Annotated in this window: 22 protein-coding genes; 10 read left to right on the top strand and 12 right to left on the bottom strand. The window is 72.4% G+C overall.

Annotated features, from left to right (window positions below):
* Positions 1 to 2: 2 nt before the first annotated feature.
* Positions 3 to 1,385: a Re/Si-specific NAD(P)(+) transhydrogenase subunit beta gene (pntB, locus tag WFH32_RS04140; RefSeq protein WP_336706303.1), complete on the top strand. Its 1,383-nt coding sequence runs from the start codon at positions 3 to 5 to the stop codon at positions 1,383 to 1,385.
* 166 nt (positions 1,386 to 1,551) lie between these two features.
* A complete protein-coding gene (locus WFH32_RS04135) occupies positions 1,552 to 2,184 on the top strand; it encodes a GyrI-like domain-containing protein (RefSeq protein WP_191794313.1) in 633 nt (210 codons plus the stop codon).
* A gap of 68 nt (positions 2,185 to 2,252) precedes the next feature.
* Here WFH32_RS04135 and WFH32_RS04130 read toward each other — a convergent pair whose 3' ends face one another.
* Positions 2,253 to 3,350 (bottom strand): fatty acid desaturase family protein, encoded by a 1,098-nt coding sequence (locus WFH32_RS04130; protein ID WP_336706302.1) that lies wholly within the window; start codon positions 3,348 to 3,350, stop codon positions 2,253 to 2,255.
* Positions 3,351 to 3,527: 177 nt separating this feature from the next.
* On the opposite strand from WFH32_RS04130, the gene WFH32_RS04125 reads away from it, so the two are divergent.
* A complete protein-coding gene (locus WFH32_RS04125) occupies positions 3,528 to 4,343 on the top strand; it encodes a siderophore-interacting protein (RefSeq protein ID WP_336706301.1) in 816 nt (271 codons plus the stop codon).
* Between the two features lie 84 nt (positions 4,344 to 4,427).
* Here the strand turns inward: WFH32_RS04125 and WFH32_RS04120 are convergent, their stop codons facing one another.
* The 3 genes from WFH32_RS04120 to WFH32_RS04110 all read right to left on the bottom strand — a co-directional run bounded on the left by WFH32_RS04120 (position 4,428) and on the right by WFH32_RS04110 (position 7,208).
* Positions 4,428 to 5,312, bottom strand: coding sequence for an NAD(P)-dependent oxidoreductase (locus tag WFH32_RS04120; protein ID WP_191794311.1), 885 nt, complete (start codon positions 5,310 to 5,312; stop codon positions 4,428 to 4,430).
* Positions 5,312 to 6,142, bottom strand: coding sequence for an aldo/keto reductase (locus tag WFH32_RS04115; RefSeq protein ID WP_336706300.1), 831 nt, complete (start codon positions 6,140 to 6,142; stop codon positions 5,312 to 5,314). The genes WFH32_RS04120 and WFH32_RS04115 overlap by 1 nt, the downstream gene beginning before the upstream one ends.
* A 112-nt stretch (positions 6,143 to 6,254) precedes the next feature.
* Positions 6,255 to 7,208, bottom strand: coding sequence for a helix-turn-helix domain-containing protein (locus WFH32_RS04110; RefSeq protein ID WP_336706299.1), 954 nt, complete (start codon positions 7,206 to 7,208; stop codon positions 6,255 to 6,257).
* Between the two features lie 89 nt (positions 7,209 to 7,297).
* Here WFH32_RS04110 and WFH32_RS04105 point away from each other — a divergent pair, with 89 nt between their 5' ends.
* Complete coding sequence (locus WFH32_RS04105; RefSeq protein WP_191794308.1) at positions 7,298 to 7,498, top strand: hypothetical protein; 201 nt, start codon at positions 7,298 to 7,300, stop codon at positions 7,496 to 7,498.
* Positions 7,499 to 7,568: 70 nt separating this feature from the next.
* Positions 7,569 to 8,810, top strand: a complete 1,242-nt coding sequence (locus tag WFH32_RS04100) for an acyl-CoA thioesterase/bile acid-CoA:amino acid N-acyltransferase family protein (RefSeq protein ID WP_191794307.1) — start codon at positions 7,569 to 7,571, stop codon at positions 8,808 to 8,810.
* Positions 8,811 to 8,949: 139 nt separating this feature from the next.
* Here WFH32_RS04100 and mqo read toward each other — a convergent pair whose 3' ends face one another.
* Positions 8,950 to 10,455 (bottom strand): malate dehydrogenase (quinone), encoded by a 1,506-nt coding sequence (gene mqo / locus WFH32_RS04095; RefSeq protein WP_336706298.1) that lies wholly within the window; start codon positions 10,453 to 10,455, stop codon positions 8,950 to 8,952.
* A 239-nt stretch (positions 10,456 to 10,694) separates the two neighbouring features.
* Between mqo and nirB the strand changes: the two genes are divergently transcribed.
* Together nirB and nirD are read left to right on the top strand one after the other, a co-directional pair.
* On the top strand, positions 10,695 to 13,268 hold the full coding sequence (gene nirB, locus WFH32_RS04090) for a nitrite reductase large subunit NirB (protein ID WP_336706297.1): 2,574 nt from the start codon (positions 10,695 to 10,697) through the stop codon (positions 13,266 to 13,268).
* A complete protein-coding gene (nirD, locus tag WFH32_RS04085) occupies positions 13,265 to 13,603 on the top strand; it encodes a nitrite reductase small subunit NirD (protein ID WP_138824054.1) in 339 nt (112 codons plus the stop codon). The genes nirB and nirD overlap by 4 nt, the downstream gene beginning before the upstream one ends.
* Here nirD and WFH32_RS04080 read toward each other — a convergent pair.
* Genes WFH32_RS04080 through WFH32_RS04070 form a run of 3 tightly spaced genes read right to left on the bottom strand, consistent with a single transcriptional unit; the run spans position 13,593 to position 15,738 of the window.
* Positions 13,593 to 14,438: a maleylpyruvate isomerase family mycothiol-dependent enzyme gene (locus tag WFH32_RS04080; RefSeq protein WP_336706296.1), complete on the bottom strand. Its 846-nt coding sequence runs from the start codon at positions 14,436 to 14,438 to the stop codon at positions 13,593 to 13,595. The genes nirD and WFH32_RS04080 overlap by 11 nt on opposite strands.
* On the bottom strand, positions 14,435 to 15,154 hold the full coding sequence (locus WFH32_RS04075; RefSeq protein WP_336706295.1) for a pyridoxine/pyridoxamine 5'-phosphate oxidase: 720 nt from the start codon (positions 15,152 to 15,154) through the stop codon (positions 14,435 to 14,437). Before WFH32_RS04075 ends, WFH32_RS04080 begins: the two co-directional genes overlap by 4 nt.
* Entirely contained in the window at positions 15,151 to 15,738 is a 588-nt protein-coding gene (locus WFH32_RS04070) for a TetR/AcrR family transcriptional regulator (RefSeq protein ID WP_336706294.1), read from the bottom strand. Before WFH32_RS04070 ends, WFH32_RS04075 begins: the two co-directional genes overlap by 4 nt.
* Positions 15,739 to 15,913: 175 nt before the next feature.
* Between WFH32_RS04070 and bioB the strand changes: the two genes are divergently transcribed.
* The 3 genes from bioB to WFH32_RS04055 all read left to right on the top strand — a co-directional run bounded on the left by bioB (position 15,914) and on the right by WFH32_RS04055 (position 19,215).
* Positions 15,914 to 17,068: a biotin synthase BioB gene (gene bioB / locus WFH32_RS04065; protein WP_442946298.1), complete on the top strand. Its 1,155-nt coding sequence runs from the start codon at positions 15,914 to 15,916 to the stop codon at positions 17,066 to 17,068.
* Between the two features lie 132 nt (positions 17,069 to 17,200).
* On the top strand, positions 17,201 to 17,815 hold the full coding sequence (locus WFH32_RS04060) for a pyridoxamine 5'-phosphate oxidase family protein (RefSeq protein WP_336706293.1): 615 nt from the start codon (positions 17,201 to 17,203) through the stop codon (positions 17,813 to 17,815).
* Positions 17,812 to 19,215, top strand: a complete 1,404-nt coding sequence (locus tag WFH32_RS04055; RefSeq protein ID WP_191794299.1) for an MFS transporter — start codon at positions 17,812 to 17,814, stop codon at positions 19,213 to 19,215. The genes WFH32_RS04060 and WFH32_RS04055 overlap by 4 nt, the downstream gene beginning before the upstream one ends.
* A gap of 95 nt (positions 19,216 to 19,310) precedes the next feature.
* Here the strand turns inward: WFH32_RS04055 and WFH32_RS04050 are convergent, their stop codons facing one another.
* The 4 genes from WFH32_RS04050 to WFH32_RS04035 form a co-directional block, all read right to left on the bottom strand.
* Positions 19,311 to 19,694 carry a transcriptional regulator gene (locus WFH32_RS04050; protein WP_336706292.1) on the bottom strand — a complete coding sequence of 128 codons (384 nt, stop codon included), beginning with the start codon at positions 19,692 to 19,694 and terminating at the stop codon, positions 19,311 to 19,313.
* Positions 19,691 to 20,248: a hypothetical protein gene (locus tag WFH32_RS04045; protein WP_336706291.1), complete on the bottom strand. Its 558-nt coding sequence runs from the start codon at positions 20,246 to 20,248 to the stop codon at positions 19,691 to 19,693. The genes WFH32_RS04050 and WFH32_RS04045 overlap by 4 nt, the downstream gene beginning before the upstream one ends.
* A 31-nt stretch (positions 20,249 to 20,279) precedes the next feature.
* A complete protein-coding gene (locus WFH32_RS04040) occupies positions 20,280 to 20,714 on the bottom strand; it encodes a hypothetical protein (RefSeq protein WP_336706290.1) in 435 nt (144 codons plus the stop codon).
* 65 nt (positions 20,715 to 20,779) lie between these two features.
* On the bottom strand, positions 20,780 to 21,907 hold the full coding sequence (locus tag WFH32_RS04035; RefSeq protein WP_191794298.1) for an aminopeptidase P family protein: 1,128 nt from the start codon (positions 21,905 to 21,907) through the stop codon (positions 20,780 to 20,782).
* Between the last annotated feature and the right edge of the window lie 95 nt (positions 21,908 to 22,002).

Genomic DNA, 22,002 nt, shown 5'->3' with positions numbered 1-22,002 from the left:
CCGTGCTGACCTCCCTGGTCCAGGCTGCATACGTCATCGCAGCCGTCCTGTTCATCCTCAGCCTCGCGGGCCTGTCCAAGCAGGAGACCGCCCGTCGCGGCAGCCTGCTCGGCATGACCGGCATGGGGCTGGCCCTCGTGGCCACGGTCGCGCTCGCGATGAAGGACAGCGAGCGTCCCGTCATGGTCACGCTGCTGCTCATCGCCATGGTGTTCCTGATCGGCGCGGTCGTCGGGACATGGCGGGCCCGCAGCGTCGAGATGACGCAGATGCCCGAGATGATCGCGCTCCTGCACAGCTTCGTGGGGCTCGCGGCGGTGCTCGTCGGCTTCAACTCGTACCTGACCGAGCAGGGTGACGTCGTGCATCTGGTCGAGGTCTTCCTCGGCGTGCTCATCGGCGCAGTGACCTTCACGGGCTCGATCGTGGCCTACCTCAAGCTGTCGGCTCGCATCCGGTCGAACCCGCTCATGCTGCCGGGGCGCAACTGGTGGAACCTCGGGGCCCTCGTCGCCTCGGGCGGCCTCATGGCCTGGTTCATCGCGGGTCACGGGCTGCTGCCGCTGATCCTCATGACGGTGGTCGCGCTCGCGCTCGGCTGGCACCTGGTCGCCTCGATCGGCGGCGGCGACATGCCGGTCGTCGTCTCGATGCTCAACTCGTACTCCGGGTGGGCCGCGGCCGCGGCGGGTTTCATGCTGAGCAACGACCTGCTCATCATCACCGGTGCCCTCGTCGGGTCCTCGGGTGCGATCCTCAGCTACATCATGTGCAAGGCCATGAACCGCTCGTTCGTGAGCGTGATCCTGGGCGGATTCGGTGCCGAGGGCGGCACGGTCGTCGCCTCGGACCAGGACTACGGCGAGCACCACGAGATCCAGGCGGCCGAGGTCGCGGACCTGCTCAAGCACGCCCGCTCGGTCGTGGTGACGCCCGGCTACGGCATGGCGGTGGCCAAGGCGCAGTACCCCGTCGCGGACCTGGTCCGCCGGCTGCGCGAGCGCGGCATCGAGGTCCGGTTCGGGGTGCACCCCGTCGCGGGGCGTCTGCCCGGGCACATGAACGTCCTGCTCGCCGAGGCCAAGGTGCCCTACGACATCGTCCTCGAGATGGACGAGATCAACGGGGACCTGTCGGAGACCGACGTCGTGCTCGTCATCGGGGCCAACGACACGGTCAACCCGGCCGCGCTCGACGACCCGGGCTCGCCCATCGCGGGCATGCCCGTGCTGGAGGTCTGGAACGCGAAGCAGGTGATCGTCTTCAAGCGGTCGATGGCCACGGGGTACGCGGGGGTCCAGAACCCGCTGTTCTTCAAGGACAACACCGCGATGCTCTTCGGAGACGCCAAGGATCAGGTGGAGAACATCATCCAGGCGCTCTGAGGCCCGGCGCGGGAGTGCGAACCCGCGCGGGGCGAGGGAGGCTGAGGAGGTGGGCGACGTCGTCAGGCAGAGCGACGTGGCTCACCTCCTCGTCGTCCGGGCCCGGCGGCGCCGCGCACCGCGCGCTCGGGGCGCCCTCGACCCGTCGTTCGTCTTGGAGGAACCCATGGACAAGGTCGACCTGCGCAAGGAGCACCGCGAGCTGTACGCGCCGCCCCGGGAGTTCTCACGGATCGTCGTGCCGCCGCTCGCGTACCTGCAGATCGACGGGGAGGGGGACCCGAACACGGCGCCGGCGTACACCGAGGCGGTCGAGGCGCTGTTCTCGCTCTCCTACGCCGTGAAGTTCGCGAGCAAGAAGGACCTGGGCAGGGACTACGTCGTCGGGCCGCTCGAAGGGTTGTGGACCGCGGAGGACCCCGCGGCGTTCGTGCGCCGCGACAAGGACGCGTGGAGCTGGACGCTCATGGTCCTGCAGCCCGACTGGCTCACCGACGCGTTCGTGGCCGACGTGGCCGAGGCGACGCGCCGCAAGAAGGCGCTGCCCGCGCTCGACCGGGCGCGCTTCGCGACGTACGACGAGGGGGACGCGGTGCAGGTCCTGCACGTCGGGTCCTACGACGACGAGGCGCCGACGCTCGCGCGGCTGCACGACGAGTACCTGCCCGAGCACGGGCTGACGTTCAACGGCCCGCACCACGAGATCTACCTCAGCGACGTTCGTCGGACGGCACCCGAGAAGCTGCGGACGGTGCTGCGTCAGCCGGTACGCGCGCTCGACGGGGCGGGGCCCGAGTGACCCGACGTGTCAGAACGAGCGTGACCTCTGCGTCACGCTGGCTCTGACAAGAGCGATGGCGAGAAGGCTCAGACCTTGCGGAGCTGGTTGAACATGGGGCAGTCGAACGGGTCGCGTGCCGCGAGGCCGACGCGGTTGAGGTAGCGCACGACGATCGCGTAGGACGCGAGCAGGTTGGTCTCGGTGTACGGCATGCCCAGGCGCGCGCAGTGCTCGCGGACCATGAGACGGGCCTTGGCGAGGTGGGGGCGGGGCATGCTCGGGAACAGGTGGTGCTCGATCTGGTAGTTGAGCCCGCCCATGAGGACGTTCATGACGCGGCCGCCCGTGATGTTGCGCGAGGTCAGGACCTGCTTGGACAGGAAGTCGAGCTTGCTGGTCGCGGGGATGATGGCCATGCCCTTGTGGTTGGGCGCGAACGAGGCGCCCATGTACACACCGAAGACCGCCAGCTGTACACCGAGGAACGCGAAGGCCATGCCCAGCGGGAGGAACCAGAACACGACGCCCACGTAGAGCGTGAGGCGAACGGCGATCGTCACGAGCTCCATGGTCCGCGCCCGGCTCTTCGCCGACGACAGCAGCGATCGGATCGAGATCATGTGCAGGTTGATGCCCTCGAGCGTCAGCAGCGGGAAGAACAACCAGCCCTGGTGGCGGGTGATGAGGGCGAGGAAGCCCTTCTGCTCGGCCGCGCTCTCCTCGAGGAACGAGATGGTGTCGGTCTCGATGTCCGGGTCCTTGCCGACGCGGTTCGGGTTCGCGTGGTGGCGCGTGTGCTTGTTCATCCACCACGAGTAGCTGATGCCGACGACACCGTTGGCGAGGAATCGCCCGACGCGGTCGTTCGCGGGACCCGACGAGAGGATCGTGCGGTGCGCGGCCTCGTGCGAGAGGAACGCGAACTGCGTGAGGATGAGCCCCAGCGCGCCCGCGATGAGGAGCTGGAACCAGGAGTCGCCCAGGAGCACGAAGCCGGCGACGGCACCTCCGAGGGCGAGCGTGAGGATCGCCGCGACCCAGCCGTAGTAGCCGTGCGTCCGCTCGAGCAGCCCGGCCTCGCGGATGCGCTTGGAGAGCTCGGTGTACGTGCTGGTGACGCTCGTCCCGTCACCGGTGCGCGGCTTCGTCGGGCGGAATCCAGGGCGGACTGCAGTGTCGGTCATACGTCCCTCACAGGGCTGGGTGTCGACTTCCCAGCCGCGGGGTGAGCGAGATGCCCGTTGTACAGATGGTCAGAGTCTACGTGTGACATCGCGATCGGCGTGGAGGAAGCAGGGAGGTTGGGTGCGGATTGGTCAGTAGTTAGGTTAGCCTGGCCTTCGTTCAAGCAGAGGAGAGTCGTGGCCGGGTTCCAGATGGTCAAGCCGTCCGTCGTGCAGGTCATCGCGGCCGAGGTGGTCGGATCGCGCAGGGTGAGCCCCTCGATGGTGCGGGTCACGGTCGGGGGCGACGGGATCGAGCATTTCGCTCCCATGGGTTTCGACCAGTGGTTCCGCCTGTTCCTGCCCCGCGACGAGCAGGAGTCGCTGCGACTGCCGACCGCGACGTCGGCGCTCTGGTACGTGCAGTACCTCGCGACGCCCAGGACGCGGCGGCCGTGGGTGCGCAACTACACGGTCCGCGACGTACGCCCGTCCGTGAGCGAGCTCGACATCGACTTCGTCGCGCACGAGGACGGCGGCCCCGCGTCGGCGTTCGCGCTCGGTGCGAGCGCCGGCCACCCCGTCGGGATCCTCGACCAGGGCGTCGGCTACAACCCGCGCGTCCCGCACGACTGGACGCTGCTCGTCGCGGACGAGACGGGTCTGCCCGCGGTCGCGGGCATCTGCGCCTCGCTGCCCGACGACGCCCGCGGGCTCGCGATCGTCGAGCTCCCGCACGCGGCCGACGCCCAGGAGTTCCGCGTCCCGGCCGGGGTCGAGCTCCGGTGGGTCGCGCGCGACGAGTGCGGCGGCGACCCGCACGCCGTCCCCGGGTGTCTCGCGCTCGACGCGCTGACCAGGGCCGACCTGCCGTCCGGCGAGGTCTACGCGTACGTCGTGGGGGAGTCGGGCCTGGTCACCGGGGCGCGCCGACACCTCGTGAACGAGCGCGGCGTCCCCAAGGCCAACGTCGACTTCATCGGCTACTGGCGGCACGGGCGCGCGGCGGGCTGAGGGCGGCCCGTCCGGCGTGCCCGGCCCGGGTCGGGCCTGCCCGAGTCCGGCCGTCCGAGCCCGCCCGGCCCGCGACCGCTCCGTTCAGTCCGTCCCCGCGTGCGGTGCCCCGAACGCCGTGTAGACCGCAGCGATGTCGTCGCCCCCGTGCCCGCGCGCGGACGCGCTCGCGTACAGGTTCGACAGCGCGTCGAGGAGAGCCGGGTCGAGCCCTGCCCCCTGGGCGGCCTGCGAGATGAGCCCGATGTCCTTGCGCAGCCCGTCGAGCGCGAACTGCGGCGCGAACCCGCCCGTGATCATCTCGGCGCCCTTGAGGTGGGCGTAGGGGGAGTCGGACGCTCCGCCCGCGATGGCGTCGAGGAACAGGTGCGGGTCGATGCCCTCGGCCCGGGCGAGCGCGATCGACTGGGCCGTCGCGGCCGTGATCGCGGCGAGCCACGCGTTGCACGCGAGCTTGAGCGCCGTGCCCTGCCCCACCTCGGTCCCGGCGACCACGACCTTCGCGGAGATCGCGTCGAGCACGGGGGAGATGCCGGCCAGGACGTCGGGGTCCCCGGCGGCGAGCACCGTGAGCAGCCCGTCCTCGGCCGGCTGCCTGGTGCCGAGCAGGTTGGCCTCGACCAGCGTCACGCCGAGCTGTCGGGCGCGCTCGACGATCCGGGCGGTGCCCTCGCGCCCGACCGTCGAGGCCTGGACCCACACGGCTCCGGTGCCCACCGAGGGGCCGGCCGCGTCCAGGACGTCGAGGACGGCGGCGGCGTCGAACAAGATGCTCAGGACGACGTCGGCCCCGTGCGCGGCCTGCGCCGCGGTCGGCGCGACGCGTGCCCCGGCGTCGGCGAGCGGGGCTGCGCGCGACGCGGTCCTGTTCCACACCGTGACCTCGAAGCCCTCGCGCAGGAGCGAGTGCGTGACGCCGGTGCCCATGGTGCCCGTGCCGAGGACGGTGACGGTCGGCAGGTCGCTCATCAGAACTCCTCGTGCTCGTCGGAGTCGCGCGCCGCGTCCTCGCCGCGGTCGAGGCTCGCGATCTGGGTCATGTCGTCGTCGGTGAGCTCGAAGTCGAAGATCTCGGCGTTCGCCCGCTGGCGTTCGGGGCTCGCCGACTTGGGGATGGTGACGATCCCCTGCTGCACGTGCCAGCGCAGCACGACCTGACCGACCGTCCGCCCGTGGGTCGCGGCGATCTCCTGGATCACCGGTTCGTCGAGCACGCCTTCCTCGTGCCCGAGCGGGCTCCAGCCCTCGACCGTGATCCCGCGCTCGGTGAGGAAACGTCGCAGGCCCGTGCGTGCCAGCGCGGGAGAGAGCTGGATCTGGTTCACGGCGGGGACGTGGCTCGTCTCGGCGATGAGCCGGTCGAGGTGGTGCTCGCGGAAGTTCGAGACGCCGACGCTGCGGATCAGGCCTTCGGCGGCCAGGTCGATCATCGCCCGGTAGGACTCGACGTAGCCGTCGAGGCGGGGCAGCGGCCAGTGGACGAGGTAGAGGTCCACGTAGTCGAGGCCCAGGCGGTCGAGGCTCCCGCGCAGGGCGTCGCGCGTCGTGTCGTACCCCTGGTCGTCGCCGCGGAGCTTGGTCGTGACGAACAGCTCGGCGCGGTCCACGCCCGATGCCGCGATGCCCTGCCCGACGCCGATCTCGTTCTCGTAGCGCGACGCCGTGTCGATCAGCCGGTACCCCAGCCCGATCGCGCCCGCCACGGCCTTCGCCGACGCGTGGTCGTCGAGGGGCCACGTCCCGAGGCCGAGGAGCGGCATCTCGTGGCCGGACGAGAGCAGGGTGGTGGGGATGGTCATGTGCGCACCTCACGTCGGACGGGACCTGACCCTCTCGACCCTAGGTGCGTGGCGCCGTCGTGCAACGTGACACGGCCCGACGGCGGAGCGCTGCGTCCCACCGGGGTGCGGGTCAGGACGCGTGCCGGAACGTCTGCCGGTAGTCCGTGGGCGGGACACCGACCGCGCGACGGAAGTGGTGCCGCAGCAGCGCGGCCGACCCGAACCCGCACAGCCGTGCGATCTCCTCGAGGTCGAGCCCCGACTCCTCGAGCAGGGTCCGCGCATGGTGCACGCGCTGGGTCGCGAGCCAGTGCATGGGCGTCGTGCCCGTCTCGGCGACGAACGTCCGCGCGAACGTGCGCGTCGACAGGTGTGCGCGCCGCGCGAGGTCCTCGACCGTCTGAGCCTCGTCGAGGTGCTCGCTCATCCACGCGAGCACGTCGCGGATGCTCTGCTCCTCGCACACCGGCACGGGGCGGTCGATGTACTGGCGCTGCCCGCCGTCGCGCTGGGGCGGGACGACCATGCGCCGCGCGATCGCGTTGGCGGCCGCGCTGCCGAACTCCTTGCGCACGATGTGCAGGCACGCGTCGATCCCGGCGGCCGTCCCCGCGCTCGTGACGATGTCGCCGTCGTCGACGAAGAGGACGTCCGGGTCCACGTCGACCTGCGGGAACCGCGCCCTGAGGTCCTCCGCGTGGCGCCAGTGCGTCGTGATGCGACGCCCGTCGACGAGCCCGGCAGCGGCGAGCAGGAACGCGCCCGAGCAGACGCTCAGCAGGACCGCGCCGCGGGCGTGGGCCGCGCGCAGGGCGTCGACGATCTCCGGCGGGTACTCGTCACGGATGGTGAGCGCGGGGATCGCGACCAGGTCGGCGTCCTCGAGCGCGTCGAGCCCGTGGTCGGGGACCAGGGAGGCGCCCATGCTGGTGCGGACCGGCTCGCCTGCGACCGGGCCGCAGACGCGGAAGTCGACCAGGGGGACGCCGTCGTCCGTGCGGTCGAGGCCGAAGACCTCGCAGACGACGCCGAACTCGAACGGGGCCAGTCCGTCGGCGACGACGGCCGCCACTGTGCGCAACATCCCTCGACGCTACGCCCGTGGCAGGATCTTGTCGACACCTGTCTCTCCTGCCACTCGTGCGTGTCGCCCGGTCGGACCACGCTGGAGGCATGGACATCGTGGAGCTCGTGATGAGGCTGGTCGTGATCGCGGCGCTCGTGGCGCCGCTCGTGGTGATGGCGTTGCGGCGCCCGCCAGCAGGGGGTCGGTTCCCCGCCGGGACGAACGACGGTTGGAGCCTGCCGCCGGCCGGGCGGGGAGACCCGCGGCGGCAGGCCGACCTGGTCGGTGCGCGAGGTCTTCGAGGATGAGACCAGAGCCGCGCCGACCGTCCGGCGTGGCGGGTCGTGCCGAATTGGTGAGGTACGGGAACATTTGCCCATGGCCTCCCGACGACGTGACCATGTCCCTGCCGTTGCCCTCCTGCTGACCGCCTCGCTGCTGGCTCTCGCAGGGTGCTCTGCGTCGCCCGAGCAGGAACCGGCGATCGAGGTCGCCCCGCAGGACGGGGCGTTCGACCCGCTCGCGATCACGCTGACCGGGCTCGGCGCGGGTCGCGAGGTGCGACTGGTCGCGACGACGGAGCTCGAGGGGAGCGCGATGTCGTCGCGTGCGACGTTCGTGGCGGACGAGGACGGACGGGTGGACCTCGCGACGACGGCACCGACCGAAGGGTCGTGGACCACGGCCGACGCGATGGGGCCGTTCTGGTCGATGACCGGTACCAGCCCGTCCAGCCCGGACGCCTTGTCGGTAGACCACGACGTCCGCCTCGTCGTGAGCGTCGACGACGACGTCCTCACCGAGGCCGTCGTCGAGCGGCGCGGCTACGGGGCCGACGTCGATGTCCAGGACGTGACCGACGACGGCATGGTCGCCGCCTACGCCGTGCCCACCGACTTCACCGCCGACGACCCCACGCCTGCCGTGCTCGTCTTCAGCGGGTCTGACGGCGGACTTGCCTATGCTCGTGCGGCGGCGACGCACCTCGCTGCGCTCGGCTACCCCGCCCTGGCGATCAGCTACTTCAAGAGCCCCGGGCAGCCGCCGCAGCTGGAGAACGTGCCCGTCGAGACGTTCCTCACCGGGCTGGCGTGGCTGCGGGCGCAGCCTGGCGTCGACCTCGCCCGGGTGTTCACGTTCGGCGTCTCACGCGGTGGGGAGATGGCACTGTGGCTCGCCGCCACCCGCCCTGACGAGGTGTACGGCGCCTTCGCGCCGACCGGGGCGGGCCGCCTGGGCTGCGGGTATCCGAACGGGCAGGTGTCGGCCTGGACTCTCGACGGTGTCGGCATGCCGTGCGCCGAGTACCGGCGGGACGTTGCGCCGCCTCCGGAGGCGCTCGTGGACGGCAGCACGATCGTCGGCCCGACGGTGCTCGCGTGCGGGACGGCGGACCCCGTGTGGGTAGCGTGCCCGTTGCTCACGGACGCGATGACCCGGTTCGGCGACCCGACGAGGGTTCGCTCGGTCGTGCAGGAGGACGCGGGACACTACATCGCCCTGGCGCCGTACCTGCCCGTGTCGCTGGACGAGTCGGGTGCGGTCCCGGCCGCGACGCACCAGGCCCGCGTCGAGTTCTGGAACGCCGTCGAGGAGGTGCTGGCGGAGGCGCATCACTAGCAGGGGCCCAGGCTCGGGCGGCTCGCGGCTCGCGACGTGCGGCTGCCCGCGGCGGCCTGCGGGACCCGACCCCGAGCGCAGCACGACGCCCCGGTCTCCACGAAGGAGACCGGGGCGCCGGTGCGTTGCGGGGGCGGGGTCAGCGGGCGCCGACCGCCTCCTCCGAGGGACCCGCGGAGGCGGAGAGCGAGTCGAGCTCGGTGGCCTCCCACGTGGCCTGGCCGAGGCTCGGGATCATGGCTCCGAGCGCGGGGCGCCACGTCGCGAACTGCTGCGGGAAGCAGCGCTCGAGGACGTCGATCATCGCGGGGACCGCGGTCGAGGCGCCCGGCGAGGCGCCGAGCAGGCCGGCGATCGAGCCGTCCGCGGCCGCGATGACCTCGGTGCCGAACTCGAGCACGCCGCCCTTGACCGGGTCCTTCTTGATGACCTGCACGCGCTGGCCCGCGGTGATCTTCTCCCAGTCCTTGGGGTGGGCCGTGGGCATGAACGCCTGGAGCGCCGTGAACTTGGCCTCGGGGCTCGCGACGAGCTGGCCGACCAGGTACTGCGTGAGGTCGATGTTCTTGAGGCCCGCGCCGAGCATGGACCCGATGTTGTGGGTCCGCAGCGACGTGAAGAGGTCGAGCAGCGACCCCTTCTTGAGGTACTTGGGGCTGAACCCGGCGTAGGGGCCGAACATCAGGTACGTCTTGCCGTCGACCACGCGCGTGTCGAGGTGCGGGACGGACATGGGCGGCGAGCCGACGTCGGCCTTGCCGTACACCTTGGCCTGGTGCTGGGCGACGATCTCCGGGTTGTCGGTGCGCAGGAACTCTCCGCTGATGGGGAAGCCGCCGTAGCCCTTGGCCTCCTTGATGCCGGCCTTCTGCAGCAGCGGCAGGGCGCCGCCGCCGGCGCCGACGAACACGAAGCGGGCGTTGACGGTGCGCGGCCCCTGCTTGGCGTTCCAGGACACGTCCTTGACGGTGACGTCCCAGGTGCCGTCCTTGCGCTTCTTGAGGCGGTTGACCTCGTGCTGGAGGTTGAGCTCGACGTCGTGGGCCGTGAGGAAGTCGAAGAGCTGCGCGGTGAGCGCACCGAAGTCGACGTCCGTGCCGCTCGTCGCGCGGGTCGCGGCGACGGCCTCGTCGCCGTCCCGGTCGAGGACCAGCAGGGGTGCCCACTGCGCGATGACCGCGGGGTCGTCGGTGAACTCGAGCTCGCTGAACAGCGGGTGGGCGCTCAGCGCGGTGAAGCGGCGCTTGAGGTAGTCCACGTTGGCCGCGCCGCGCACGAACGTCATGTGCGGGGTGTGGCTGATGAATCTCGCGGGCTCGGGCAGGTGGCCCCCGGTGAGCAGGTGGTGCCAGAACTCGCGCGACACCTCGAACTGCTCGTTGATCGCGACCGCCTTGGAGATCTCGACGGTCCCGTCGGCCTTCTCGGGGGTGTAGTTCAGCTCGCAGAGCGCAGCGTGGCCGGTGCCAGCGTTGTTCCACGGGTTGGAGGACTCCTGGGCTACCGCGTCGAGGCGCTCGAAGACCTTGATGGTCCACGTGGGCTCGAGGAGCTTCAGGAGGGCGCCGAGGGTCGCACTCATGATGCCGCCGCCGATGAGGGCTACGTCGATGGTGTTCTGACCCGTTGTCTTCTTAGTCGCCACCGCTCGATTTTACGCTTGTGAAGGAGTGCACATGCTGTGCCGTCCGTCACGGTCGTGCGTCACACTTTTTCGGGACCAAGGTCCCTGGACGTCGCGTCCTAGGTCCCCGCGACGCGCTGATCTGGTGTTTTGACCAGAAACCTCGTATCTATGCGCCAGGATGGTCCTGACGGTCGCACTCGCCCCCCGCGACCCGACTCGCCCCGTCCACGCCCGACCTTTCTCGTGAGGCCCCCCACATGAGCACTCCCACCCCCGGCCGCGTCGTGGTGGTCGGCGCCGGCATGGTCGCCCACCGGTTCGTGAGCCAGATGATCGCACGCTCTCCCGAGGGGGCGTGGCACGTGTCCGTCGTCGGGGACGAGGACCGGGCCCCGTACGACCGCGTGCACCTGTCCGAGTACTTCACGGGACGCTCGGCGGACGACCTGACGATGGAGCCCTCGGTCTGGGCGGACCCGCGCACCGAGCTCGTCACGGGCGACGCGGTCGCTGCCGTGGACCGCGAGACGCAGACCGTCACGACGAGGTCCGGGCGCGTGCTCGCCTACGACCACCTGGTCCTGGCCACGGGCTCCTGGGCCTGGACGCCCCGCACCGAGGGCACCGACCTGCCGGGCGTCTTCAGCTACCGCACCCTGGCCGACCTGGAGGGGCTGCGCGAGTACGTCGGGCTGCGCACCGCGCGCCTGGGGCGCCCGCTGCACGGCGTCGTGGTCGGGGGAGGCGTGCTGGGGCTCGAGGCCGCGGCCGCGCTCCAGACCCTCGGCGCGGCCGCGACGGTCGTCGAGTTCGCCGACCGGCTCATGAGCGTCCAGCTCGACGACGCGGGCGGCGAGGCGCTGCGCGTGCTCGTGACCGACCGTGGGATCGACGTCCGCACCTCGACCGGCGCCACGGGGCTCACCGCCGCGGGCGACGGCGCCGTGGGGGGCATGGACCTGTCGGACGGGTCGCGGGTCCCCGCCGACGTCGTGATCTTCTCGACGGGCATCCGGCCCCGGGACCGCGTCGCACGCGAGGCGGGCCTCGCGATCGGCGAGCGCGGCGGCGTCGTCGTCGGTGCGGCGTGCCACACCTCGGACCCGGCCGTGTGGGCCATCGGGGAGTGCGCGTCGTTCGAGGACCAGTGCGTGGGCCTGGTCGCACCGGGCAACGCCATGGCCGACGTCGTCGTCGACCGCCTGCTCGGCGGCAGCGCGACCTACTCTCCGGCGCCCGAGGGGACCAAGCTCAAGGGCGTCGACATCGAGGCGGCGAGCTTCGGCGACGTGTTCGGGCTGACGCCCGGCGCGCTCGAGGTCACGTTCGCCGACCCGGTCGCGCGGACCTACCGCAAGCTCGTCGTCTCGGACGACGCGCGGACCCTGCTCGGCGGCGTGTTCGTGGGCGACGCGGCCCTCTACTCGTCGCTGCGGCCCCTGCTGGGCCGCTCGCTGGGCGCCGACCCGTCGGCGTTCCTCGCCCCGGAGGGCGGCGCCCCGGCGCTCGGCGGCGACCTGCCCGACGACGTCGTGGTCTGCTCGTGCGCGAACGTCACCGCCGGGACGGTCCGAGGGGCGGTGACCGAGCACGGCTGCACGAGCCTGGGCGAGGTCAAGGCGTGCACCAAGGCCGGGACCGTGTGCGGGTCGTGCGTACCGGTGCTCACCAAGATCGTCAACACGTCGCTCGAGGCGGCCGGCGTCACGGTGTCGAACGCGATGTGCGAGCACTTCACGATGTCGCGCGCCGAACTCTTCGCGCTCGTGCGGCAGGACGGGCTGCGCACCTTCACCCAGATCGTCGCGGCGCACGGCACGGGCCGCGGCTGCGTGGTCTGCAAGCCGGTCGTCGCCTCGATCCTGGCGTCGCTGTGGGGCGGGTACATCCTCGACGGCGAGCAGGCCGCGCTCCAGGACACCAACGACCGCGCGCTGGCCAACCTGCAGAAGGACGGCACGTACTCGGTGGTCCCGCGCGTCCCCGCGGGGGAGATCACGCCCGAGAAGCTCATCGTGATCGGGCAGGTCGCGCAGGACTTCGGTCTGTACACGCGCGTGACGGGCGCCCAGCGCATCGGGCTCTTCGGGGCGCGGATCGACCAGCTCCCGGAGATCTGGCGTCGCCTGGTCGACGCGGGGATGGAGTCGGGGCAGGCGTACGGCAAGTCGTTGCGCGCGGTGAAGTCGTGCGTGGGGTCCTCGTGGTGCCGGTTCGGGGTGCAGGACTCGGTGGGCATGGCCGTGCGTCTCGAGCTCCGCTACCGGGGGCTGCGGTCGCCGCACAAGTTCAAGATCGGTGTCTCGGGCTGTGCGCGCGAGTGCGCCGAGGCGCGGGGCAAGGACGTGGGCGTGATCGCGACCGAGAAGGGCTGGAACGTGTACGTGGGCGGCAACGGCGGCTTCTCGCCCCGGCACGCCGAGCTGCTCGCGGAGGACCTCGACGACGAGACGCTCGTCGCGGTGGTCGACCGCTTCCTCGCGTACTACGTGCGGACCGCCGACCGCCTGCAGCGCACGGCCCCGTGGGTCGCGGACTTCCCTGGTGGGATCGTCGAGCTGCGCAAGGTCCTGGTCGAGGACTCGCTGGGCATCGCGGCCGACCTCGAGGCCGAGGTCGCGCGGCACGTCGAGTCGTACGTCGACGAGTGGGCGCAGACCCTCGACGACCCGGACCGTCTGTCGCGGTTCGTGTCGTTCGTCAACGCGCCCGACCAGCACGACCCCGACCTCGCCTACACAGGCGTGCGCGGACAGGTGCGACCGGCCCGCCCCGGCGAGCCCTCCGACAACAACCCGGTGATCGCCCGCACGGTGGAGGTCCGCAAGTGAGCGCGACGGCATGGACGACGGTCTGCCCCTTCGAGCGGCTCGTGCCCGAGCGCGGCGTCGCCGCGCTGGTCGACGGCACCCAGGTCGCCGTGTTCCGACTGGCCGACGACCGGCTGTTCGCGGTCCAGCAGCGCGACCCCTACTCGGGGGCCAACGTGCTCTCGCGCGGGATCGTCGGCTCGGCGGGCGAGACCCCGACCATCACCTCGCCCATGTACAAGCAGGTCTGGGACCTGACGACGGGGCGGTGCCTCGACCCGAGCGGCAAGGAGCCCGAGGCCCTCGTGACCTTCGAGGTCGCGGTCGAGGACGGGACGGTCCTGGTCAGGGCCTGACCGGCCCTCGGCGACGCACGGGGACTCCCGACGGCCACGGCGCGAGCGGGGGCAGGTCCACGGCGACCCCGCCCCGGTGTGCGACCGGGGCTGTGGGGGTCTCGCGTCCCGCGAGCCACGCGGCGACGTCCGCCGCGGAACCCGTCACGGTCGTGAGCGCGTCGTCGGCCCCCAGGACCGCGGCCCGCACGCCCTCGGGCCCGACGACCGAGCGGTCCTCGTCCTCGTCCCGCACCACGAGCACGGGCTCGGCCAGGCGCAGGCCCAGGAAGTCGAGCAGGTGGTCGGCGAAGGAGAGCCCCCAGGTCGCGGACGGCGTGAGGCCCTGGGCGGTACTGACCTCGCCCAGGTCGGTCGCGTGGATGCGGACCTCGCGCCACCAGCAGTCGAGGACGTCGGCGACCGTCCCGTCGCGATACGTCACGGGTGCGTCCCACCCTGTGCGGTCCGTCAGGTCCCAGGCCGCGTCGAGCCGCGCGCCTGCCGCCCCGAGCGCGTCGAGGTGCTCGTCGCGCGAGCGGGTCGCGCCGTTCTCGATCCCGGCCGCGCGGCCCTCGGCCCCACCCTCGTAGACCTCGGCCGTCTCGCCGCGGGCCGCGAGCTCGGCCTGGCGGGCGAGCGCGTCGCCGACCATCGCGACGTGGGAGAGCACGTGCCCGACGGTCCACCCGTCGAGCGCGCTGGGGGAGCGGAGGGCATCGTCGTCGAGCGTGCGGACGGCCTCGACGAGCCGGTGCAGCGCGGCGCCCGCGTCGGTGCGCGCGGCGCCCGTCGCGTCGGTGGCGGCGTGCGTGCCGGTGGTGTCCGTGCCGGTGTCCTGCGTGGTCCTCGTCATGGCCAGAGCAGCCCCTTCTCCCAGTCGTGGCCGACGGCGCGGTAGCGCAGCCGGGTCTGTCCGCGGTCGTCCGACGCCTGCCAGAACTCGACCGACGTCGGCGCGAGCGCGTACGCGGTCCAGGCGGGCTCGACCAGCGTCGGGTCGCGCTGCACGCGGGCGAGCGCGCCCGCGAAGGCGTCCCGGTACTCCTGCCGGGACGCGAGCGCCTCGCTCTGGTGTCCCACGAGCGCGGCGGCCCGCGATCCCTCCGAGCGGGCGAGGAAGTCCGCCGTGCTCGTCGCCGGGGCGGCGGGCGCCACGGGGCCGATCACCCGGACCTGGCGTCCGAGCGGGGGCCAGAGGAACGTGAGGGCGGCGTACGGGTTCTCGGCGAGGTCACGGCCCTTGGGGCTCGACGAGCCGGTCGCGAACCACCATCCCGAGGGGTCGACGTCCTTGAGGATCACGGTGCGTGCCTGCACCTCGCCCGAGGCCCCGGCGGTCGCCAGGGTCATGGCGTGGGGGAGCGGCACCCCGGCGTCGATCGCCTCCTCGATCCAGGTGCGGAACAGCGTCACGGGATCCGACGGCGCCGCGCCAGGGTCGAGGACCGGCAGGCCCGGGGCGAAGGTCGGCAGGGCGCGGAGCCGGTCGCGGAGGGACGAGGACTCGTCGGTCCGATCGTTCCCTGCATGGGAGGCAGGGCTGTCGGCACGGCCCGCCCCGGCGCTCATCGGCGTGCCGCCGTGCTCGGGTCCAGCGCCGGTTCGAGCATCGACACGAACCCCTCGACCGCGGCGCTCATGGCCGCCGCGTCGTCGAGGGCACGCGCGAGCACGTACCCGCCCTGGACGATCGCGACCGCCGCGTACGCGCGGTCGTGAGCGGCGTCGTCGGGCAGGCCGGTCTCCTCGAAGACCGCCTGGACCCGCGCGACCAGGCCCACGAAGTAGTCGCGGACGGGACCGCGCAGCTCCTCGTCCGACATGACCGAGGGGTCGCTCGTCAGGCGCCCGACCTTGCAGCCCGCGAGCGCCGGCCGGGGGCGTTCGAGGTAGGCCACGAGCCGTTCGGTGGGTGAGCGGTCGGCGTCCTCGAGGTCGGTCGCGACGGACGAGAGGGCCTCGCGGGTGGTCGCGCTGATCGCGGCGAGCGAGAGGTCGTGCTTGGTGGGGAAGTGGTGGTAGAGGCTGCCCTGCCCGACGCCGCTCGCCTCGAGGACCTGGCGCGGGCTCGTGCCCTCGACGCCCTGGGCCCAGAACAGGTCGCGGGCCGCCCGGACGAGGCGCTCGCGGCTCGGAAGGTCGGTGTCGCTCATGCCGACACCATACCTACCTCTAGGTATGGTGTCGAGACCTCGGCGGTCGCCAACGTGCGGGCGACGCCCTTGGAGGAACCCCACGACGAGCTGTGGCCCGGTGACAAGGCGAGGCGGCTCGCCTTGTCAGGACAGGCCGGGGAGGGGGAGCGGGCGCGCGAGAAGGATCGTGGTCGTGAACCCCTCCTCCGACCATGACGGCACAGGCCCTGCCGACGTCCGCGACCTCCTGGACACCCTCGTCGCCCGCGGCCTCGCCGGCACGGCCCCGACACGCGCCGAGGCGGTGGCCGTCCTGCGGACGGGCGACGACGACCTGCTCGACGTCGTCGCCGCGGCCGGGCGAGTGCGTCGCCACCGGTTCGGCCGACGCGTGCGGCTCAACTACCTGGTCAACCTCAAGTCGGGCCTGTGCCCCGAGGACTGCACGTACTGCTCGCAGCGCCTCGGCTCGACCGCCCAGGTCCTGAAGTACTCGTGGCTGAGCACCGAGGACGCGGTCGCCGCCGCCCGGGCCGGGGTCGACGGCGGTGCCCGCCGCGTCTGCCTCGTCGCGAGCGGGCGCGGACCGAGCGACCGCGACGTGGTGCGGGTGTCCGCGATGGTCGACGGGATCAAGCGCGAGCACCCCGACGTCGAGGTCTGCGCGTGCCTCGGCCTGCTCCGTGACGGCCAGGCCGAGCGGCTGGCCGCCGCGGGAGCCGACGCCTACAACCACAACCTCAACACGTCCGAGGCGACGTACGCCGACATCTGCACCACGCACGAGTACGCGGACCGTGTCCAGACCGTGGCACGGGCGAAGGGCGCCGGACTCTCGCCCTGCTCCGGGCTGATCGCGGGCATGGGGGAGAGCGACCAGGACCTCGTCGACGTGGCGTTCGCGCTGCGCGACCTCGGGGCCGACTCCGTGCCCGTCAACTTCCTCGTCCCGTTCGACGGGACGCCCCTCGCGGGGACGTGGGACCTCACGCCCCAGCAGTGCCTGCGCATCCTCGCGATGGTGCGCTTCGTCTGCCCCACGGCCGAGCTCCGCCTCGCGGCCGGTCGCGAGGTGCACCTGCGCTCGCTCCAACCCCTCGCGCTGGAGATGGTGAGCTCGATCTTCCTGGGCGACTACCTCACGAGCGAGGGGCAGGCCGCGCGTGCGGACCTCGACATGCTCGCCGACGGAGGGTTCGAGGTCGAAGGGGCTCGCGGTGCCGCCGGGGCACGCGTCACGCCGGGCGACCGGTCCGAGGTCCGTGCCCCCTCCGGCGTCCCGTCGAGCGAGCCCGGTGTGACGGTCCGTCGCCGTGGCCCCGGGACGGCCGTGGCGCCCAACGCCTGAGGCCCCGTCGTCCCCGGACAGGCCCGTCGGCCCCGGAGGATGGCCGTCCACGCACCGATGAGTTCGGGCGATCGCGCGGGTCGGAGAGGGACGGTGTGGTGACGGAGCCACCCGAGAGACGGAGGACCTCCCATGGCCGCAGAACCCGCCCAGCCCACCGGCGATCCCGTCGAGCCCATCGAGGAGGCCGGCGCGCCCGCCGGAGTCCTCATGACGGACTTCTCGTCCCCCGGCTCCGCGCCCACCCCGTGGGCCGACGCCCAGACCGTGCTCCAGGGTGCCGAGATCTTCTGGCTGTCCACGGTCCGCCCCGACGGTCGCCCGCACGTCACGCCGCTCATCACCGTCTGGGCCGACGGTGCGCTCCACTTCTGCACGGGCCGCACCGAGCGCAAGGCACGCAACCTCGCGGCGAACCCCGGGTGCGTCCTGACCACCGGGACCAACCTCATGACCGAGGGGCTCGACGTCGTGCTCGAAGGGGCCGCCGAGCGGGTCACCGAGGACCACACGCTGCGGCGGCTCGCGGACCGGTGGGCGTGCAAGTACGACTGGCACTTCGACGTGCGCGACGGCGCCTTCTGGGACAGCGAGGCGCCCTCGGACGGCTCGGACCCCGGGGAGCAGGCCACCGTCGAGGCGTACGTCTTCCAGGTGCAGCCCACGACCATCTACGCGTACGGGCGCGGCGAGGACTACACCGCGACCCGGTGGAGGTTCGAGGACGGGGCTAGCGTGGAGGCGTGACACCCGCCCAGCGCCGTGTGCTGCTCGTCGCGATCCTCGCCTCGTTCGTGTCGTTCCTCGACGGGACGGTGGTCAACGTCGCACTGCCCGCCATCGCGGACGAGCTGGCCGGGGGAGTGCTCGACGGGCTCGCGCTCCAGCAGTGGGTCGTCGACGCCTACCTCATCACCCTCGGTTCGCTCATCCTCGTGGCGGGTTCGCTGTCCGACGTCCACGGGCGCCGCCGCGTCATGTGGTGGGGGCTCGTCGGGTTCGCGCTCACGTCGGTGCTGTGCGCCCTGGCCCCCACGGGCGTCGTGCTCGTGGTCGCGCGCGGGCTCCAGGGCATCGCGGGCGCGCTGCTCGTGCCGAGCTCGCTCGCGATGATCATCTCGTCGTTCAGCGGCGCCGCGCAGGCCAAGGCGATCGGCACCTGGACCGCGTGGACCGGTACCGCGATGATCGCCGGCCCCCTGCTCGGAGGGGTGCTCGTCGACACCCTGTCGTGGCGCTGGGTGTTCGGGATCAACCTCCTGCCCGTCGCGGTGACGCTGTGGATCCTGCGCGGCATGGAGGAAGGCGACACCGAGACCGGTCGGCGCATCGACGTGCGCGGCGCCGTGCTCGCGGCCGTCGGGCTCGCCGGGCCCGTCTTCGCGCTCATCGAGCACGGGCGCTTCGGGTGGTCGAGCCCGGTCGTGTGGGTGCCGCTCGTCGTCGGGATCGCGTCTCTCGGGGCGTTCCTCGCCTGGGAGCGGCGCGCCCCCGACCCCATGCTGCCGCTGTCCCTGTTCTCGGTGCGCAACTTCGCCGCGGGCAACGTCGCCACGGCCGCGATCTACGGGGCGCTCGCGTTCGGCGGGTTCGCCGTCACCCTGTTCGTGCAACAGGTCGCCGGGTACAGCGCGACCCTCGCGGGCCTCGCCCTGCTGCCCGTCACGCTGCTCATGCTGTTCCTGTCCTCGCGCTTCGGGGCGCTCGCGGGCCGGTACGGGCCGCGCCTGTTCATGACGGTGGGCCCCCTGATCGCGGGCTGCGGGTACCTGCTCATGCTCACCACGACCGCCGAGGCGAGCTACTTCACGCAGCTCCTCCCAGGGATCCTGCTGTTCGGCCTGGGGCTCGCGGTCACGGTGGCGCCGCTGACCGCGGCCATCCTCGGGTCGATCCCGGCCGCGGACGCGGGCATCGGGTCGGCCGTGAACAACGCGGTCTCGCGCATCGCGGGCCTCGTGGTCATCGCGTGCGCGGGGATCGTCATCGGACCCGTGCTCGACGTCGCCGGGTTCCACCGGGCGCTCGTCGTCACCGCTGCGCTTCTCATCGCGGGCGGCCTCGTGAGCTGGGCGGGCATCCGCAACGAGCAGGTCGTGGCGGCGGGGGCGGGTCCTGCGGAGAACGCGGACGCGGCCGAGGCGTGACGCGGCGGGGCTGAGGCGGCCGGGGGCTGGCTGTGCGGCTCGGCGAGCGGTGCTCGCACGTGGTCAGCCTGTGGGGTTCCGACGGCCCGCCGGCGTCACGCGGAGGCGTCGTGTCCTGCGGCGTGGGAGTCGTCGCCGTGTGGCGCGTCCGACGCGTCGACGGGGCGTCCCACGGCCGCGAGCAGCCCGTGCAGGAGCTCGACCTCGAGGAGCAGGGCCTGCCTGCCCCGGGGGGTGATGCGGGCCCAGGTGCGTGCCCGGCGTCCGTCGCTGCCTTTGCGGAGCTCGACGTACCCACTCGTGACGAGGACCTCGAGGTGTCGTCCGAGATTGCCGTCAGTGAGGCCCAGTGCGCGCTTGAGGTGTGCGAAGTCGGCGTCGCGCGTCTCGGCGAGGATCGCGAGGATGCCGAGGCGTGCGCGTTGATGGACCGTCTCGTCGAGCCGTGAGAGGGGGTGCTGCTCGGGCGGCGTGCTCACGCGGCGACCGCCTGCGTGACCTTTCGCTCGCGCACGAACGCGGCGACGGTGAGGACGAGCAGGACGACCGTGACGAGGACCAGGCCGCCCTCGCGGCCGCCCAGGACGGGGGCGAGGCTCTCGAACGGGCTGTGCGTGACGAGCGGGCTGACGACCAGGAGCCCGAGCCCCGGTGCCAGGAGCCACAGGTCTCGGGCACGCCAGCCGAGCGCGACGAGCCCGACGCCGAGGAGGAAGCCCGCCCCCACGAAGATCGAGAGGATGGGTCCCGGGAGGAAGGTCAGGGCGAGCATGGCGAGCGCGAGCAGTCCGTACCGGTCGCGGCCCGTGCCGACCCCGAGTGCCTGCCGCTGGACCCGCATGCCGATGAAGAGGGCCCCGAAGGAGGCCGCCGGGACGAGCACCTGCGGGAAGATCCACCAGTCGGTGGCGATCTCGCAGTAGGCCAGGAACCCCAGGCCGAGAGTCGTCACGAAGAGCGGGAGCGATGCCGCATGGCGCAGGGCACGTTGCTGGGCCTGGAGGTCGGCGACGTACTGGGCTGTGGTCGTCATGCATGAACTCTGTCAGGCAGAGTAAACGGGGTCAACCTCTACCTGCAGCGGGGACGCTTCCGTCCACCATCCCGGCGGCGAGGGGGGTTCCGAGCAGGACCAGGACCGCCGTCGTGAGCACGCTCGCCGCGACGAGCACCGCGCACCCCGCGACGACCCGCGGGGCGGGCACGGAGGTGCGCCCGGCGTGCGCGACGAACCGGAACACTGCAGCGGCGACCAGGAGTGCGAGGAGGAACCCGGTGCCGGCGACGAGGAGTGCGCGCTCGCGCTCGCCGTCGAGCAGACCGCTCGACGCGCCGGCCCAGCTCTCGACGTAGCGGTACCGGGCCATGGACAGGCCGATCGCGAGGGCGGGGACGGTGCCGACGAGCGTCGCGCCCACGGTCGCGATCGCGCACACCGCGAGCCCGCGTCGCACGCTGCTCGTGCCCCGGTCCGTGTCGGTCGGTGCCTCCGCGCTCATGCGACGAACCTAGCGGGTGCACGTGCGCTGCGGACCACCCGTCCGCCCGGCCTTCGCGGGGCGGCCTACTCGACCACGTGCAGGTCGTGCGGTGCGTCGTTGAGGCGGCGTGCGCCGTCGGGCACGTCGTCCGGGAACGCGACCACGATGTCCTCGATGCGGACGCCGAAGTTCCCCGACAGGTAGATCCCGGGCTCGACCGAGAAGCACATGCCGGAGACGATGGGCTGCTCCTCGCCCTCGATCATGTAGGGCGGCTCGTGCGTCGTGAGCCCGATCCCGTGGCCCGTCCGGTGGATGAACTGCTCGCCGTACCCGGCCTCGGTGATGACGGCGCGCGCGGCGCGGTCGACGTCCTGGCACGTCGCGCCGGGCCGGACCGCGTCGACCCCGGCCTGCTGTGCGGCACGGACGACCTCGAAGACCTCGCGCTGCTGGTCCGTCACGTCGCCCCCGACGTGCACCATGCGCGTCATGTCCGAGCCGTAGCCGTCCTTGAGGCCGCCGAAGTCGAGCACGACCATGTCGCCCTCCTGGATGACCCGGTCGCCCGCCTCATGGTGCGGGTTGGCGCCGTTGGGCCCTGAGCCGACGACCGTGAAGTCGACCTGCGAGTGTCCGTGGTCGCGCAGGAAGCCCGCGAGGTCCGCCGCGACGTCGAGCTCGCGGCGCCCGCTGAAGCGGATCTCGACGATGTCGGCGAACGTCGCGTCGTTCGCCGCTCCCGCGGCCGCGAGGCGCTCGAGCTCGTCGGGCCCCTTGACCGCGCGCAGCATGGGCAGGGCCTGCGTCATCGCCGAGTACGACGAGCCCGGCAGCGTGCGCTGGAGCCCCAGCAGGTGCATGGCCCAGGCCGAGTCGGAGATCGCGTAGCGCCCGGCGGCGTCGAGCAGGTCGGCCGTGACCGCGTACTCGTCGACGCCGTCCGTCCACGCCGTGACGTGCAGGGCCGCGGCGCCGGCCGCGCGGTCGAGGTCAGGGCGTTCCAGGACGGGCACCACGATCGACGCCTCGCCGTCGGCCGGGACCACGAGCAGCGTGATGCGCTCGGTCATGGCCGTGGGGGTGTACCCCGTGAAGTACGTCATGTCGGGCCCGGGGGTGACGAGCACCCCGGCGAGCCCGGCGTCCCGGGCCTGGGCGGCCGCGCGGTCGATGCGCGCGGCGAAGTCCTGTGCGGTGAACTCCCTCATGGGGCCAGCCTGCCACCGCTCTCGCCGGTGCGCCGGGCGAGGCGCCCGACGGCGGAGCCCGTCCCGGGTGCGCGGCTCGCCGTTGGGCGGTGCAG

Origin of the sequence: Oerskovia sp. USHLN155, assembly GCF_037145535.1 — a bacterium.
Classification (GTDB): Bacteria; Actinomycetota; Actinomycetes; order Actinomycetales; family Cellulomonadaceae; genus Oerskovia; species Oerskovia rustica.
The sequence above is the reverse complement of the archived record's forward strand: the minus strand, read 5'-3'. Positions and strand labels throughout refer to the sequence as shown.